The organism is Paraburkholderia sp. 31.1 (assembly GCF_014397645.1).
In the GTDB taxonomy this organism is placed as follows: Bacteria; Pseudomonadota; Gammaproteobacteria; order Burkholderiales; family Burkholderiaceae; genus Paraburkholderia; species Paraburkholderia tuberum.
In genome coordinates, this window is sequence record NZ_VZQN01000017.1 from 48,686 (window position 1) to 64,414 (window position 15,729).

Annotated in this window: 14 protein-coding genes; 6 read left to right on the forward strand and 8 right to left on the reverse strand. The window is 64.7% G+C overall.

The features are described from left to right. Positions 1 to 3: 3 nt before the first annotated feature. From F6X37_RS15150 to F6X37_RS15180, 7 genes are all read right to left on the reverse strand, one after another. On the reverse strand, positions 4 to 993 hold the full coding sequence (locus tag F6X37_RS15150; protein ID WP_187611890.1) for a fatty acid desaturase: 990 nt from the start codon (positions 991 to 993) through the stop codon (positions 4 to 6). 51 nt (positions 994 to 1,044) lie between these two features. Beyond that, entirely contained in the window at positions 1,045 to 3,789 is a 2,745-nt protein-coding gene (locus F6X37_RS15155; RefSeq protein WP_187611891.1) for a phosphoenolpyruvate synthase, read from the reverse strand. A gap of 15 nt (positions 3,790 to 3,804) precedes the next feature. Beyond that, complete coding sequence (locus tag F6X37_RS15160) at positions 3,805 to 5,466, reverse strand: nucleotidyltransferase domain-containing protein (RefSeq protein WP_187611892.1); 1,662 nt, start codon at positions 5,464 to 5,466, stop codon at positions 3,805 to 3,807. 18 nt (positions 5,467 to 5,484) lie between these two features. Further along, positions 5,485 to 6,567: an SDR family oxidoreductase gene (locus F6X37_RS15165; RefSeq protein WP_187611893.1), complete on the reverse strand. Its 1,083-nt coding sequence runs from the start codon at positions 6,565 to 6,567 to the stop codon at positions 5,485 to 5,487. A 26-nt stretch (positions 6,568 to 6,593) separates the two neighbouring features. Further along, entirely contained in the window at positions 6,594 to 7,400 is an 807-nt protein-coding gene (locus tag F6X37_RS15170; protein WP_316251971.1) for a hypothetical protein, read from the reverse strand. Between the two features lie 107 nt (positions 7,401 to 7,507). Continuing rightward, entirely contained in the window at positions 7,508 to 7,837 is a 330-nt protein-coding gene (locus F6X37_RS15175) for a phosphopantetheine-binding protein (RefSeq protein WP_222944847.1), read from the reverse strand. 17 nt (positions 7,838 to 7,854) lie between these two features. Continuing rightward, positions 7,855 to 8,625: a Coq4 family protein gene (locus F6X37_RS15180; protein WP_187611895.1), complete on the reverse strand. Its 771-nt coding sequence runs from the start codon at positions 8,623 to 8,625 to the stop codon at positions 7,855 to 7,857. 593 nt (positions 8,626 to 9,218) lie between these two features. Between F6X37_RS15180 and F6X37_RS15185 the strand changes: the two genes are divergently transcribed. The 6 genes from F6X37_RS15185 to F6X37_RS15205 all read left to right on the forward strand — a co-directional run bounded on the left by F6X37_RS15185 (position 9,219) and on the right by F6X37_RS15205 (position 15,145). Next, positions 9,219 to 10,328, forward strand: coding sequence for a hypothetical protein (locus tag F6X37_RS15185; RefSeq protein WP_187611896.1), 1,110 nt, complete (start codon positions 9,219 to 9,221; stop codon positions 10,326 to 10,328). A 49-nt stretch (positions 10,329 to 10,377) separates the two neighbouring features. Further along, on the forward strand, positions 10,378 to 11,910 hold the full coding sequence (locus tag F6X37_RS15190) for a B12-binding domain-containing radical SAM protein (protein ID WP_187611897.1): 1,533 nt from the start codon (positions 10,378 to 10,380) through the stop codon (positions 11,908 to 11,910). Positions 11,911 to 11,978: 68 nt separating this feature from the next. Next, positions 11,979 to 13,406, forward strand: a complete 1,428-nt coding sequence (locus F6X37_RS15195; protein WP_187611898.1) for a tryptophanase — start codon at positions 11,979 to 11,981, stop codon at positions 13,404 to 13,406. A 9-nt stretch (positions 13,407 to 13,415) separates the two neighbouring features. Next, a complete protein-coding gene (locus F6X37_RS15200) occupies positions 13,416 to 14,168 on the forward strand; it encodes a dTMP kinase (RefSeq protein ID WP_187611899.1) in 753 nt (250 codons plus the stop codon). Positions 14,169 to 14,303: 135 nt separating this feature from the next. Then, positions 14,304 to 14,510, forward strand: coding sequence for a hypothetical protein (locus tag F6X37_RS36875; RefSeq protein ID WP_262419933.1), 207 nt, complete (start codon positions 14,304 to 14,306; stop codon positions 14,508 to 14,510). A gap of 53 nt (positions 14,511 to 14,563) precedes the next feature. Continuing rightward, positions 14,564 to 15,145 carry a hemerythrin domain-containing protein gene (locus tag F6X37_RS15205; protein WP_187611900.1) on the forward strand — a complete coding sequence of 194 codons (582 nt, stop codon included), beginning with the start codon at positions 14,564 to 14,566 and terminating at the stop codon, positions 15,143 to 15,145. Positions 15,146 to 15,192: 47 nt separating this feature from the next. Here the strand turns inward: F6X37_RS15205 and F6X37_RS15210 are convergent, their stop codons facing one another. Beyond that, a complete protein-coding gene (locus F6X37_RS15210; protein WP_090811524.1) occupies positions 15,193 to 15,666 on the reverse strand; it encodes an Lrp/AsnC family transcriptional regulator in 474 nt (157 codons plus the stop codon). Between the last annotated feature and the right edge of the window lie 63 nt (positions 15,667 to 15,729).

The following is a 15,729-nucleotide window of genomic DNA, read 5'->3' on the forward strand; positions in this document are numbered from 1 at the left end:
GATTCAGTGATCGAGCGAAGCAGCGGGCGACCAGTCGCGGATCGGCTGCAGACGGCGACGCAGCAGCGCGATCACCTCGTCGTCGCTGCGCACCGGCGCGCCGGGCAAGCGCACGAAATGCGTGGCGAGCTTGCGGTGCTGGCGCGTGACGAGCAGCAGCCAGATCTGCGCGATGTCGATGCGATCGAACACGACCGCGTCCTCGCGACCGTACTTCTCGAGGTTCGCCGCGAATTCCTTCGTGAGCTCGCTGAAGTGCGTGCCTTTGCGGACGTGGTGGTAGATGTGATAACCGGCGTTGAAGACGCGCGCATTGAAACGCGAGTCGATCGTATTGGTGCTGCTCGTGTACGGGTTGTCAGGCTGATCGGGGTCGATGAACGCGTGCTGGACCCAGTTGCCGATCATCATCATCAGCCGCACGAACACGAACGGAAACACGAACACGACGAGCGTCGCCCGCAGGTTCCAGTACGCGGCGGCAGCAACCGCCGCGTAGAACGCGACCTCACCCACGAGCAGTTGCCTGATCAGCTTCGTATTGCGCGAGCGCCACAGATAGACGGACAGATCGAGCGGCACCAGCGCGGCGAAGCGCAGGTAGTAGTGCAGAAAGCCGATGACGCTATCGCGCTGAAACCGCATCGTGGAGCTCAGGTCGCGTGGCAGGTTGTCGTCGATGTGATGCATGCCCATGTGATGGACATAGAACGTGCCCGGCGTCTGACCGAAGAACGGACACAGCACCCAGTCGAGCAGGATCTCGAGCGCCCGGTACTGCTTCCTGAAGAGCCGCCGATGCAGCGTGCAGTGATAGCTCATCGTGAAACGGTCGCCGAACGCGTTCCAGACCAGCACGTATGCAACGCCGAGCCACCAGGGAAAGCGGCCGAGCCCAAACAGCACGGCTGCGGCGGGAATGAATATCAGCGCGCACTGGAGGTAGAGCCGCAGATGCGGCAGGTCGCGACGATCGTTGAGCAGGCGGTACATGGTGGCTTCCTTCAGGGGCGGTTTCAGTGGTCAACGGGCGGTCAATTCATGTCAGGTCGGCTCGGGCAGTTCGATCACGCCGCTATGGCCATCGACCTTGAGCTGCATGCCCGACTGCACGCGCGTGGTAAGGCCCGGAATCTGGACGACGGTCGGGATGCCGATTTCGCGGGCGACGATCGCGGCGTGGGTCAACGGACTGCCACGCTCGATCAGCAGCCCGGTCGCCGACGCGAATACGGGCACCCAGCCGGGGTCGGTCCGATAGGTGACGAGGATGCCGCCGTCGAACTCGTTCGCTTCGCGCACGACCTTCGCCGGTCCTTCGGCGAAGCCCGGCGAGCAGGGCGTGCCGCGCAGCGTCGCGCCGGCCGCGTGGGCAGGCGCCACGCGCAACGCGGTGAGGTTCGCCGGGTTGCTGAGCCAGGCCGCTACCGGGCCATGCGTGACGAAGCGTGGCGGCAGGTCAGCCATGTCGCGATAGCTGGCATCGTCGCGCTTGCGCTGCTCGATGAGCGGGCGCAGTTCGCGGTGGGAGACGGTGCCTTCGAAGCACCCGCGAATTTCCTCGAGGCGCAGATGGAAGATGTCGCGGCCCGTCGACAGCACGCCGTCGGCGGCGAGACCCTCGCCGACTGCGCGGAACATCCGGCGCGCGACCCCGAACGCGCGCGAACGGCAAAAGCGCACGGTCTCGCGCGCCCGGATCGCGGCGCGCACGCGGCCGCGCGCGCGTGCAAAAATCCAGCGCTGCAGCGGATTGAGCCGCTCACGCAACAACGCGTCGATGCGCGTTTCGGTGGCGCTGCGATCGATCGACGCGGCACCATGCGCGAGCGCGGCCTTCAACATATCGAACAGCACGCCCGGGTCTTCGCGCAGATCGGGCTCTTCGAGCTTCAGCTCGTTGTTGCTGCGGTACGCGAAGTCGGCGAGGTAGCGCTCGATGTCGGCGACGATCTCGGGCGCGCCGCATCCGCGCAGCGCCGCATACGCAACGGCAGACGGCGTGTTGCGGATCAGCGCTTCGACCTGAGGCTTCGCCCGCACGGCTTGCGCAATCGCGCTCAGCCTGCGGACCGGCTCGATCGACTCGAGGTCGTCCATGCCGCCGATCACCGCCACTTCGAGCCAGTCGGGCGCACCGGGCATCCACCGCTTGATCAGCCGCCGGACGACGCCGTAACTGAGCCCGATCGCCGACTCGAGCACGATCATCATGCCCCAGCGTGCTAGCAGCGCCTGCTCGAAGCGGCAGTAGTGCGCATAGACGGCGTCGGCGGGAAGCGAGCGATAGTCGAGCGCGTTGAACTCGTCGTAGACCGGATAGAAAAACGCGCGGAAGCGCTCGACGTTGCGCTCGAGACGCGCGAAGTGCCACGCGAACTTCGTGCCGCTCAAGGCCCGGATGCAGGCGAGTCCGGCGCGCGAGCCGGTCTTGTACGGCGCGATCAGCGCGGCGAAGCTCGCCAGATCGAGCGGCTCGTCGACGCCCATCTGGACTTCCATCATCTTGCGCCCGAGGTTTTGGAACGGCGCGAGCCCGGAAAGCTTGTACCAGTGCAGCAGGTTGTAGTACACGCGCCCGTTCAGGAACGCGAGCGTCGAGCCGAGGAAGCCATCCATCTCGCGCCGCTGCTTGTGCGGAATCGCGAGCAACCGGCAGAACTCGCGGAACACCTGCGCATAGACGTGCTGCGCGAAGGTGAAGGTCAGTTGCGTCGTCACGCCGGGATAGTTCTCGACGATGTTGGAGTTGTCCCATAGCTGAAATTCGCCGGTCCGCGATGGGGCCGGTGCGATCGGCGTGGTCACGGGGCGCGCCTGCAGAATCCACAGCTGGTGCTCCGCGATACACCATTCGATATCGAGCGGCTCGCCGAGCTCGCTTTCGAGCGTGCGGGCCGCCGCCACGACGCGCTCGATCTCGTCGTTAGAGAGGGCCGCTGCGTCGCGCAGCGCGGCCGGCACCTCGCGGATGTGGCGGCCGTCATGACGCTCGTGTTTTTCACCGATCACCACCTGCCTGGGCTGTCCGGTGTGGCGATCCACCGTGATCGTGTCGGCGTCGACCGCGCCCGACACGAGTCCCTCGCCGAGCCCGTAGACGGCGCTCAGCACGAGCTCGTCGCGGTTGCCGTTGGCCGGGTTGATCGTGAACACGACGCCGCTCGTGTCCGCCTGAACGAGGCGCTGCAGGATCACGGCCATTCCGGCGCCGGCGATATCGAGTCCGTGCTGATGCCGGTAGCGCAGCGAGCGCTCGGAATACGCGGAAGCCCAGCACCGGCGTACGTGTTCGAGCGTCGAGTCGAGCCCGCGGACGTCGAGGAACGTGTCGAACTGGCCTGCGAACGAGAAGCTCGCGCTGTCTTCTTCGATGCCGGACGAGCGCACCGCGAGCGGTCCGTCTCCAATGATGTCGTGCGCGCGTGCGATGTCGGCGCGCAACGCGGCGCTGATGTCGCACGTCAGCATGGCCTCGCGGATCGCGCTCGCGATCGCGGCGGCGTTCGCAGGCGTGAAGTCGCGCAATAGCGCGGCGATGGTCTGATCGAGGCCGCCGTCGCGGCGGAACTCCGCGAAGCAGTCGGTGCCGAGAATCGCCCAGTGCGGCACCGCCACGCCGAGGTTGGCAAGCCGATGGAGCGATCGTCCCTTGTTGCCGGCGAGCCGCTCGATCGTTTCGGCCGGACTCGCCGCGCTCAGGATCAGGCGTGGCGATGCTGTCGGGGCGGCGCAGCTTTCGGCCGATTCGAATTCGCCGCGTGCGCGCGTAATGGTGTCGAAAGTCATTGAGGTCCCCGTTGCTCAGGTGCTCGACGAAGCGAGCAGGTCTCTTGCTTCCTCGGCTGTACCGCGCCCGCCGTGAGCGGTCTGCGGGAAGCGCGCGTGCAGATGCGCGCCGAGGTTGATCCAGTCGTAGGCGGCGTGGATGGTTCCGCGCCAGCCCGACGCCGTATCGAAGCTCGCCGGAAACTGCGGGTCGCCGCCGAGGCCGCGCAGACGCTGCGCGAGTTCATCGGCGAGCGCGACGTAACGCTGTGCATCGCGAGCCGATCCGATCGAGCACTGTTCGAGTTCGCGGATGCCGTCGATCAGCGCCGCATCGAGCGGCAGCAGCCGGATCGCGTCGAGCGTCGCTTCTTCCATCGTCGACTGCGGCGTCACGCCATGCGCGCTGAGCGTGACCATGCAGGCGGTCTGCATCATCCGTTGCAGCGCGTACTCGAGCACCTTCCATTGGCCGCGCTGGAGTGCGCCCTGGGCATCCTCTCGCGCGTTCTCGAGACCGATGTTGGCCCAGATCATCTCGAGACCCGCTTCGGCGAAGCGCCCGGCGGGCATCGGCAGCAACTGGGCACCGCTCGGGCGGCCGCCCGCGAGGCGCGCGCCGTCGATCGAAATCAACGGCGCGCGCGACACCGGCATCGACGTCGCCTGCTGACGTGCGTGGATTTCTCCGCTGCCCTTCCAGCGCAGGCTGACGAGACCCAGCCGGCTGAAGTCCGCGATCAGCGCGCGCTGCCGGCTCGCCGCTTGCGCGTCGCCACGGCTGGCGATGGCCGTGCATGGCGTGTCGAAGGTGATCGCTCGCCAGGCCTCGGCCGCTTCGTCGTCGAGCGCAAAGACGTCGCTACCTCGCAGCACGTGGACCCGTTCGCCGATCTGCCAGGTCGTCGTGTCCTTGCCGGGGCCAATCAACACGTTGTCGGCCATGAGGCTCACACCGTTGACGCCGAACTCGCGGATCAGCGCGACCCCCGCCGCGAGGAACCGGCTTTCGGCGCCATGCTCGCGCGGCGCGTGCAGCAGGCCCCACAGACGGCCGACGCGGCCGGCGTCGACGGCCGCGCGTTCGAGTTGCAGCGACAGCCATTTCGGGCTCATGTAGCACTCGCCAAGGCGTGCCACGTGACTCTTCGCCGCATGAAACGCGGCGGTCCTGATCCAGGCGCGTGCGTAGTCGGGCTCGCCGAGCGCGAACATCGCCACCGCATAACGGCCGGTCTGACGCGCGAAATCCTCGAACCACAGCGCCACCGCCTCGCAGAGCGCCTCGCGGCCAAGCGCCGCTTGCAGCGTCTCGATCAACGCCGGGTTGTCGATCGGCAGCGCGCCGATAAAGCGCTGGCACCGTTCGAGCAGATTCCACGACAGACGCGCGACCGCGCGCCGGCCTTTGCCGAGCGCTGCGCGAACCTGCGCGAGTTCGCGGCGCAGCCGCGCCGGACTCAGCAACCTGACCTCGACGCGGCGGCCGTCGATGAACAGGATGTACGGCATCGTGGCTGGCTCTAGCCCGCTATCGACGATCGCGACGAAGTCGACGTCGGAGCGCTCGTTGCCAAAGCCTTCGGCGATCGAGCCTTCGAGAAACACGGCGCTCGGTGCCCGCTGTTCGAACTGGGTGCCGAGCGCGGCCCGCGCTTTTTGCCAGAGCTCGGCGAGCATCGGATCAGTCATCAACATGGTTAGGCTCCCTGAGCGTCAAGCCGTACGCGGCACGAAGTAGCCCGCCGCGATCCCGTAACGAAAGATCCTGCGCAGCAGCGTTTTGCCCGTCGCGCGAGGCAGGGCCGGCAGGATCGCGGCGGTCGCGTCGCGTGCAAAGCGCACCTGGCGCGTCAGGTACGACTCGTACAGTTTCACGACCTCGTCGTAGTAACGGCGTTCGAGCGGTTTCATAGCGGCGGCGTCGAAGACATGCCGCGGCACATAGCGAGGCACGTGAAACGAGGGAAACTCCGCGCAGACGTCATTGATTTCGCGCAGCGTCGTCGGCGTGCCCGAGGTCAGATGCAGCGTGCGTCCGCGCACGAGAGGAAACTTCGCCAGCGCTTCGACGACGCAGTCCGCGACCCAGTCGATCGGCACGATGTTCAGCGTCGCCCCGTAGTCGCCCGGCATCGTGCGCACGAGTCCCGCGGCCGTCAGGCGCACGACGGTGTACAGCGTGTCGAACTTGCGGATCACGCCGCTCGCCGAGTCGCCGACGATGATCGACGGGCGCAGCACCGCCGCCGGCAGACCGCTGCGCATCGCCGCTCGCACCGACTGTTCCGCGCGGTACTTGCTCTGCTCATACGGGTTGCCCAGACGCTGACCGAGTTCGAGATCGTCCTCGCTGAACACGCCGGGGCGCTCGCCGCAGACATAGGCGGTGCTCACGTAGAGCAGCGGAATCGGCGCGTCGCCGCTACCTTGCGCGAACTCGACGACGCGCTCGGTGCCGCGAAAGTTGATCGCGTCGTAGACCTCGGGCTTGCGCCCGAAGCTGGTTAGCGCGGCACAGTGGACGATCGCGCCCGTTGCCGCGCGCAGTGCCTCGTAGGTGTGCGGATCGAGCCCAAGCCGGGGCTCGGCGACGTCGCCCCGCACACATGCGAAGGTTCCGGCAGCGGGCGTGTGGCCGCCGTACGGTGTTGCCGCGAGCGGTGTGCCGTCGTTGCGGACAACCGGTCCATCGGAGCGCAAGAATGCGACGACCGGGTACCCGATTGCCGTCAGCCGGGCGATCACTTCGGCGCCCAACAGACCTCGCGCACCGGTGACGAGAACGTGCTTATCCATCGTGGGTGACCATCCAGGGTTGCGTGTCATTTGAGGAGAAGCCCGGCCAGCAGTCCGAGCTCGACGGCGACGACGAAGCGGGTGCCAGCCCAGCGTGGCCGGCCCGGTCTGCTCGCGGGGCCCGGCCAACTCGCGTTCAGCCAGACGAGCCACACGAGCGGCAGCGTTGCGGCATAGATCGAATACGTTTGCGACAGGCTTGCCAGGCGCGAGAGCGACACGTTGATGCCGAGCGCCAGAATCAGCAGGGCATTCAGCGCGATCCGAATGGCGCGCGCCGACAGGAGATAGGGCTGCAGTGCGGTGGTGCCGACCTTGCGCGAGAACTTCCAGAATTCGTAGCCGGTCCACATCGATCCCGCTACGCTCACCACGACGTAGAAGCTCAGTTCGCGCCCAGCAACGTCGCGCCATAAGAAAAAGCCGTACATGAAGATGGCGAAGGGCGCGCCCTCGAAAGCGGGTAGGCACAGCAGCGGGTGGGTCGGGAGCAGCCGCTTGAAGACGAACGGCGCAGCGAAGGCCAGTGCGGTGGCGGCAGCGGCGGCCGTTCGCGCGTGCCCCATGCCGGCGTTCAGCGCAACGAGCAGGATCGCGCTTGCCGCGAGGCTGGCGACGAGGCGTGTGCGTCGCGCCTCGCGTCGCGCCCACAGCGCGTGCCCGGCGGGATAGTCGCGTTCGAGGTCGTCGAGGTCGTCGATCAGGCGAAGCTGGACGAACAGCAAAAAAAACGACGCAAGACCGGCCAGCAAGCGCCAGCCCGGTTCAATGGCGACGCCGGCTATCCGTCCGTATAGCAGCAGCGAGCAGACGAACGCGCCGGCGATCGGCACCGCCTCTGCCGCCAGCGGCAAGCGGCCGAGCGTGTTGCCGAAAGCGGCTGCCGCGGCGGCAAGCCGGCCACGTCTCGCATGCGCGGTGGCCAGCGAAAGGCGCGGGCTCATGTGCGCAACCCCTCATTGGCGTCTACACGGACGGCGGCGTGCCGGATGCACAGGTCCACTAGCGAGCCGACCGTGAAATACGCTTCGGCGCGTTCTTCGTTCAACGCTTCTAGAGGCAGACGCTCGATGCCAAACGCCTGCTCTAGTGCGACCACCGCTTCGACGAGCGACAGCGAGTCGAGGCCGAGATCGGCGATCAGTGAACTGTCGAGGCGAATCTCAGTGTTGAAGTCACGCTGATGCTCGCGGCAGACGCGCAGTAACTGCGTGCGTACGACGCCGAATACGGTGTTGCGCGTCGACGCATTTCTTGGTGTGCTGGCCATGCTGGATCCCTTTCCGTTCACGCGTTGCTCGACGCGGCGTAGCGCCACGGCAGTGTCTGGCCGCCGGCCAGGATGCCCTGTGGATGCGCGAGCGCGACAGGCTCGATCGCCAGCTCCAGGCGGACGGCTTCGAGTGGCCGCTGCAACGCTTCTTCCCAGCGGTAGGAAAGGGGAATGCGCGCGCGCTTGCCACGCAGCCACGCGCGGCGCAGAAAACGATGGACCCAGAAGTTCGGCCACCACGGCGCGGTCAGCACGGTGCCGAGCAGACCGACGATGCGCGCGCGCATCGGTTCGAGCCCGCAGTCGAACGCGAGAAGCGAGGTCTCGCCGGCCCAGTCCTGGCCATAGCCCGTCAACACGTGCAGCAGGTCATGAATGCAGCCGGTGCGCTCGATGAACCACTGACGGTCCGGGCCGGGGAGGATTTCTTCGAGGCCCGCGGCCAGCCGGCTCGCCTGCAGCAGACCATCGGCGCTGTAGCCGCTGTGCTCCATCATCGCCATGTAAGCGCGGCCGAACGATCCCGGCGGCAAGCGCAGCAGCGCGTCGGAATCCGCGAGCGTGCCGAGCAGTGACGGCTGCTCGGCAAGCAGCGCGCCGGCGCCGGGCTCGCCGAGAAAACGCTGGTACATCGCCTCCATCTGGCCGCCGTCGAGCGCGATCATCACTTCGTAGGCATGCTGAATATCGTCTACGTTCGCCCTCAACGCCTTGATCGCCCGCAAGGCGCGCGGCCAATCGATGTGGCGTCGCGCCAGCGCGTCGTCCTTCAAGGTTGCTGTCATCTGCGGCTCCCGGCAAAGATCAAGAGGGCGAGTCACGAGTGGCAATCGACCGGTGCCTCGCGATTCGGGTTCGGCTACGGCAAGAAGGAATCGAGGCAGGCCGGCCACCAACTGTGGAGATGCTTTTTGCAGGGTTCATGCCAGTCGTGCGTCGGCAGCACGAAGGTCGTCCTCATTCCCTGCAAGAACGGACCGAAGTGCCCAGATCTCAAAGGGCCGCGCGGGTTTCGCGCCGATTGAAGCGGAGTCTGCGATTTGCCGACGCACGTTCGGGCGAGCCCGTCGCGGCCTGCTGGATGTCGGTGCCGGGCCAACAGGCGAAGCGCATCTGTTGGTTGCAGATCGACTGCGGGACATTCGATACCGGCCCGGTACGTATGCCGACGTCCAAACATCTAAACGTGCGCATGTATCGCGCTGCCCTTTGAAATCTGGCTGCCCGCTTGCGTCATTGCTTCTGACGAGGACTCACGTCGCGCTGCAAGAGCGTGCCTGGCACGAACCGTGCGCGAGGAGCGCGAACAGTGAGTGGTGCGCATTGATGGTCGCGAAACGTATCGCTTGGGAATACTCACGAGGATGGAGGTAGAGCAATGAATCAGGCATGGAAGGCGAAAGCGGGGCAGTTCCTGCCGGGTGCGAATCTGACTGTGTTGCCGCACTGGGAGCGCGACGCGGTACCGAGCTACGATCGTGCCGAGGTCTCGGTGCCAGGGCGCCTTCACTTCGCGGTATTCGACTTTATGCAAATGGCGCCCGGCTTCGGCGGCGGCGGACTCGGCGTATCGACGAGCACGGTCGGACACCGGATCACCGTCACGAAGACGACCAACGGCGAGGGCGGCTGCGACGTGCCGAGCGGGCGGCACATGCTCGAGTTGTTCAAGCGAGCCGTCGGCTACGCACGTGACGACATCCGCGTCGATCGGGTGCGCAGCATCCAGCACCAGCACAGCGGCTTCGGCTCGAATGTCTCGTTCAATACCGCGACGCTCGCCGGCTTGAACGCGTTGTTCGGCTCACCGTTTTCGCCGCACGACATGTGGGAAATGATCACCCGCAACTACGTCGAGACCGCGAAGGATGACGAGCACGTGTATTTCGGACTGGAGACCGGCGTCGGCGAAGCGTGCCTGTTCTTCGGTGGTCTGGTCTGGGTCGACGAGAAGCACGGCAACGGCCGTTTTCTCGGCAACCTGAGTTCGGAAAACCTGTGGGTGACCACCGCCGTTGGCAACTACGACACGCTATCGACCGAAGCGCTGCGCGCCCATGGCGAAGGCGCGGACATGTCAGGCACCACCGAGGCGGGCTTCGTGCCGACGCATTTTGTCGAGTGGCAGAAGCGCTACGGCATCGCGTGGCGCAACTTCATCGAACAGAAATTGCGGCCGGCACTGCATCGCAACGACCTGTTCGCGTTTCTGAAGCACGGCTGGGAACTCAACAGCATGAGCAACATGAAGGTGCTCGAAGGCATTTTCCGGACCGACGTGATGCGTGAGTTCGACGAGACGATGCAACGCGAGGGCGCGGTGTACGCGGGGATGAGCAGCGCGGGTCCGGGCTTCTATGCATTCTCCGACTGCGAGGACAAGGCGAAGCACCTCGCGGCGGTGATGATGCATCGGTTCAGCGATTTCATGAGCGAGATGACGGTGGCCCGCGCGGGCCAGAAGCTGTCCATCGACGTCGCCGTCTAGGCGCATTCCTGCGAGCCCTCGCGAACCTTTCCACCGAGACCGATCGAACATGGCCAAGCGCGTCACCTTCGTCAACACGAACCAGATCAAACCGGCGATTGCGCCGATTGCGTTCGACTACCTGTCGGCGCCGATGGAGCGAGCCGGGTTCGCGCTCGATTTGCTCGACCTGTGCTTCTCCGACGATTGCGAGGCGGCCATTGCCGCGCACTGCCGCACCGCCGCGCCGGATTACTGGGGGGTGACGCTGCGAAATACCGACGACGTCTATTTTTCCAGCGGCTACAGCTTTCTCGACAGAATCAGGGAGATCGTCGCGTTGCTTCGGCGCGCGCGCGCGGTTCCGGTCGTGATGGGCGGCGCGGGCTACTCGGTGATGCCGGAAAAACTGCTTGCTTACCTCGACGCCGACTTCGGCATCGTCAGGGAAGGCGAATTCAGCTTTCCCGAGCTGCTGACCTGCCTCGAAGAAGGCAGGAGTTTCACGCACATACCCGGCGTGGTCTACCGCGATACGGCCGGGGTGCGCGCTACGCCGCTCGCCCCGAACGCATGCGGACCGCTGGCCAGCATCGGGCCTCACAAACGCGAGCTGGTCGACAACCCCCACTACTTCGCCAAAGGCGGCCAGATCGGCATCGAAACGAAGCGTGGCTGCAATCGCTCCTGCATCTATTGCGTCGAGCCGCTGATCAAAGGCCGCACGGTGCGCATGCGCGAACCCGATGATGTCGTCGCCGAGATGGCATCGCTCGAAGAACGCGGGGTCAACGTCTTTCACATCAACGACTCGGAATTCAATCTGAGCGTCGCGCATCCTCTTGCGCTGTGCGCGGCCATCATCCGGCACGGGCTCGCCGGCAAAATCCAGTGGTATGCGTACGGTATGCCGCGGCCGTTTCCCGATGAACTCGCGGCCGCGATGAAAGCAGCCGGTTGCGTCGGCATGAACTTCGGCGTCGACACCGCCAGCGAAACGATGCTGAAGATACTGCGCCGCACCTTTAGCGCCCACGACATCGAGCATGCGGTCAATACGGCGAAGCGCCACGGCCTCGAGCACATCATCGAGCTGCTGTTCGGCGCCCCCGGCGAGACGCAGGAAACCGCGCGCGAGACGATCGAGTTCATCAAGCGGGTCGATCCGGAGCGCGTTTCGGTGACGGTCGGGCTGAGGATTTTCCCCGGCACCGAGCTCGAGCAGATGATTCGCCGCGAAGGCCTGCATGTCGGAAATCCGAATCTCCACGGCCATATCGAAGGCAACGACGATCTGCTGCATCCGCTGTTCTATCTGCCGACCGCATTGGGCCCGGACCCGCAGCAATTCATTGCCGATCTGATCGGCAATGATCGGCGGTTCTTCGGGACCAACGCGAGTCTGTTCAACTACAACGCGAACGACGCGCTGGTCGAAGCGATCGCGCAAGGCGAACGGGGCGCGTATTGGTCGATCCTGAACCGGATCGAGAAACGCTTCGAAGCGGCCCACGACGCTCGCGGGTGTCACCGCACGTCGGCGGCCGGCGGCGATGCGGATTGGGCACCGATCGAGGTTGTGCCGATCGAGCAAAGTGCCTGATGCGGTGTGCGATGCCCGAAGCGGCCAGTCATCCAGTGGCCTGCGTACTTTCAACCCAGGAGGAGTGCATGCTTTTAGAAAACAGCCAGCCTGAGCCGTACAGGATCAAGATGGTCGAGCCGATCAGGCTGATCGACCGCGAGCAACGGCAGGCGCGGCTTGTCGCCGCCGGGTACAACGTCTTTCGCCTCGAAGCAGACGACGTCTACATCGATCTGATGACGGACAGCGGCACCTCCGCGATGAGCGCGAACCAGTGGGCCGGCATCATGACCGGCGACGAATCATATGCCGGTTCCCGCAGTTTCACGAAGTTGACGCAGGCCGTGCGGGACATGCTCGGCTTCGACTACGTATTGCCGACCCATCAGGGCCGGCCGGCCGAGCACTTCCTGTTTCGGACCCTCGTGCGCCCGGGCCAGGTGGTGCCGTTCAACGCGCCGTTCGATTCGACCGAGGCACACGTATCGATTGCCGGCGGGACCGCGATACCGTGCGTCGCCGAAATCGGCTACCAACCCGCTGTCGAGCACCCGTTCAAGGGCGACGTGGATGTGCAGAAGCTGCGCAACGTGATCGAAAGCGAAGGGCGCGACAATATTCCGCTGATCATGGTCTCGCTGACGAACAACGCGGGCGGCGGCCAGCCGGTATCGATGGCGAACCTGCGCGCGGTGAGGGCGTTGGCCGATGAGTTTGCGATTCCGGTCTACTTCGATGCGGCGCGCTGCGCGGAGAATGCTTACTTCATCCAGCAGCGCGAGAGCGGCTATGCGAACCGGTCCGTGGCGGAAATTCTGAAGGAGCAGTTTTCCTATGCCGAGGGCTGCACGTTCAGCTGCAAGAAGGATGCGCTGGTCAACATCGGCGGCTTGCTCGCGACACGGTCGCGCACGCTCTATGAGCAGGTCGTGCCGCTGCTCGTGCTGTACGAAGGTTTCGTCACCTACGGAGGGATGGCGGGCCGCGATCTCGAGGCGCTCGCGATCGGTCTGCGCGAGATGGTCGACGACCGATACCTGCAACACCGCGTAGGTCAGGTCGAACGGCTAGGGGACACACTGCTTGCCGGCGGCGTTCCGATACTGAGGCCGACCGGTGGACACGCGGTGTACGTCGATGCGGCCGCCTTCCTGCCGCACCTGCCGCGCTCGCAATTCCCGGCCGAGGCGCTGGCTGCCGAGCTTTATCTGGAGGGCGGCGTGCGCGCCGTCGGTCTGGGCTCGTTGGCGTTCCTGAAAGAAGATCCGTCGACGGGCACTGTCAGCGCCCCGAGGCTGGAACTGCTGAGGCTGGCCATTCCTCGCCGCGTCTACACCGATAGCCACCTCGCGGCGGTTGCCGCCGCGTTGATCCGGGTCTACCAACGACGCGATGCGATCCGGGGAATGCGCATCGTCTCGGCACCGTCGATGCTCAAGCACTTCACCGCGGTCCTCGCGCCGATCGAGGCCCGTGACGAGATGCTGGCGGAGTCTCGGGAAGTTATGGTCTGAGGTGATTTCATGTCGCATGGTGTCTTCGAAACGCTCGAGCTCAAACCGCATGCTTATCCGGGGGTTCTGGTCACCTTGTGCGGTGTGGATGGGGCGGGGAAGTCGTCACTGATGGAAAGGCTCGAAAGCGCGTGCACGCGTGCGGGGCTCAACTGCGTGACGACGTTTACGCCGACCCGTAGGATCCGCAAAGATGCGCTGTTCCGGGATATGGTGGACAGCCACTGGCATACATCGAGCGCCGGTGCCGGACTCGACGTAAGCCGACGGCGCGTCGACATGCTGGGCATTCTGCTGTCCATCATGGGAGACCTCGTCCAGCATCTGACCGACACGGTCATACCGGCACTGGAACGCGGCGACGTCGTTTTCTGCGACCGCTACGTATTCACCTCTCAGGCTGAAATCGGCACGCGTTCCGATCCCGCTGAGACTGCGCCTGTGCTCCGCAGCATCGCCGGTCATTTGCTGCGTCCCGACGTCGCCTTTGGTCTGAACGTTTCCGGCGCGACTTCACACCGTCGCGTGCGGGCAAGGAACGACGAGAACGACCAGCCGCCGCCGATGAGCTTTCTGACGCGTCAGGTGGCGGCCTATCGCGCCGTGTTCGAGGTCAACGGCGTTGTCGCGCTGGATGCGGAGCGCAGTCTCGACGAGACGTTCTGTCAGGCACTCAGTCATCTCGTGGCTATCGACCGTGTTGCGGGGCGGTTGGGCTCTATCGGGGCGGAACGTCCTACACGAAGCGTGGCAGCATGCTGAGGCTTCGACCTGCCCCGGGAAGCCGGATTCGGGCATCGAGGTATGCGACAAAATGCGCGTCGACACGTTTTGATGAGCATCTATCCTTCGAGGAAGGACCATGATGCATGGAACATCAGCGCCAGGGAGACGACGATGCTTAGCCCACATGAGATCGCAACGCTCATGCTTCTCGAGACAAACCCCCGTCCAGAAAATTTCGATCCCGGCGATCTCGACGCGTTGTGCGAGCGCCAACTGGTATTTCTGGAAAAGCTCGCGTCTGGATGCGCGCGAGGGCGTCTGACCGCGCAAGGACGTTCGATATTGCGGTCGGTCGGGAGGGTGAACTCGGGAGGGTGAACTAGTGCCTCGCTCTGCATCGCCTGGGAGCTGTGACCTTCAGGAGCAATCACATGCAATACCCAGTCGCGCGGCGGGCGGTGCAGACCATTGTTCGCGAACATCAACAGCTGTCAGCGGTGGTCAACGGCATGACCCGGTTTGTCGCGTCATTGTCCGCAGGCGCGCCTGCGCCCGAACCGATGCTGATGCGGGCCATGCTTTGCTACATTCGGGAATATCCGGAGCAGGTGCATCATCCGAAGGAAGACAAATATCTGTTTGCGCGCTTGCGATCACGCACGGACGAACTGGACGACGTCATCGACGAACTGGAGGCGCAGCATGTCGCAGGCGAAGCGCGGGTACGTGATCTTGACCGCGCGCTGACCCGATATGAACTGACCGGGTATTCGGCGGCGCCAGCCTTGCGGACGTTGGTTGATGAATACGCGGCGTTTTACAGCCATCACAGGCGGCTGGAGGAGGAAGTGATTTTGCCGGCCGCGTTGCGTTTTCTTACTGCGGCCGACTGGATGGAACTGGACGAGGCGTTCGGCGCCAATCGCGATCCGTTCAGCGGCAGCGAGATCGAAGGTGAAATGGACCGTTTGTTTTCGTTGATCGTCAGTACCGTTTCCGAGTCGATTCAATAAGAGTGGGCAGCACCGGAATGTGACGGGCGACGCTCGCGCTCAGCGGGCTAGGCCGCCAACGGGACAGCGCCCGTACATTTGATTTCATCGAGGCAAACGCTGGACTTGACTCCGCTCACGCCCGGAATGCGCATCAGCGTATCCAGCAGAAACTCCGACAGCGCTTTCAGGTCTTGCGCCACGACCTTGAGCATGTAATCGATATCACCCGTTACGACGAAGCATTCCTGAACCTGGGTGAGTTCCGAGATCATTCGCTTGAACTTCGACAGGTCGCGGACATGGCCTCGCTCCATCGTCACCTGGATGAAGGCCACTACGCCAAAGCCCAGCAGCTGCGCGTCGAGCCGCGTCTCGTAGCGTTTGATCACACCCATTTCCTCGAGCCGGCGATGCCGCCTCAGCGTTTGCGCGGGCGACAGTTTGATCGCCTCCGCAAGTTCGAGATTGGAGATGCGCCCCTGGGACTGAAGAATCTCCAGTAGACGCACGTCGATACGGTCGATGTCGATTGCCTGCACTTTTATTTCCTCGTTCTCCACTGAAATGAAATATTAATGCACAAATCAGGGTTTGTCTGCGTC

Bases quoted from the DNA above. Each gene is read 5' to 3' on its own strand.
- F6X37_RS15180 (WP_187611895.1), bottom strand. From the start codon at position 8,625: ATGACAGCAACCTTGAAGGACGACGCGCTGGCGCGACGCCACATCGAT.
- F6X37_RS15195 (WP_187611898.1), top strand. From the start codon at position 11,979: ATGCTTTTAGAAAACAGCCAGCCTGAGCCGTACAGGATCAAGATGGTC.
- F6X37_RS15190 (WP_187611897.1), top strand. From the start codon at position 10,378: ATGGCCAAGCGCGTCACCTTCGTCAACACGAACCAGATCAAACCGGCG.
- F6X37_RS15175 (WP_222944847.1), bottom strand. From the start codon at position 7,837: ATGGCCAGCACACCAAGAAATGCGTCGACGCGCAACACCGTATTCGGC.
- F6X37_RS15165 (WP_187611893.1), bottom strand. From the start codon at position 6,567: ATGGATAAGCACGTTCTCGTCACCGGTGCGCGAGGTCTGTTGGGCGCC.
- F6X37_RS15160 (WP_187611892.1), bottom strand. From the start codon at position 5,466: ATGTTGATGACTGATCCGATGCTCGCCGAGCTCTGGCAAAAAGCGCGG.
- F6X37_RS15205 (WP_187611900.1), top strand. From the start codon at position 14,564: ATGCAATACCCAGTCGCGCGGCGGGCGGTGCAGACCATTGTTCGCGAA.
- F6X37_RS15200 (WP_187611899.1), top strand. From the start codon at position 13,416: ATGTCGCATGGTGTCTTCGAAACGCTCGAGCTCAAACCGCATGCTTAT.
- F6X37_RS15155 (WP_187611891.1), bottom strand. From the start codon at position 3,789: ATGACTTTCGACACCATTACGCGCGCACGCGGCGAATTCGAATCGGCC.
- F6X37_RS15185 (WP_187611896.1), top strand. From the start codon at position 9,219: ATGAATCAGGCATGGAAGGCGAAAGCGGGGCAGTTCCTGCCGGGTGCG.
- F6X37_RS36875 (WP_262419933.1), top strand. From the start codon at position 14,304: ATGCTTAGCCCACATGAGATCGCAACGCTCATGCTTCTCGAGACAAAC.
- F6X37_RS15150 (WP_187611890.1), bottom strand. From the start codon at position 993: ATGTACCGCCTGCTCAACGATCGTCGCGACCTGCCGCATCTGCGGCTC.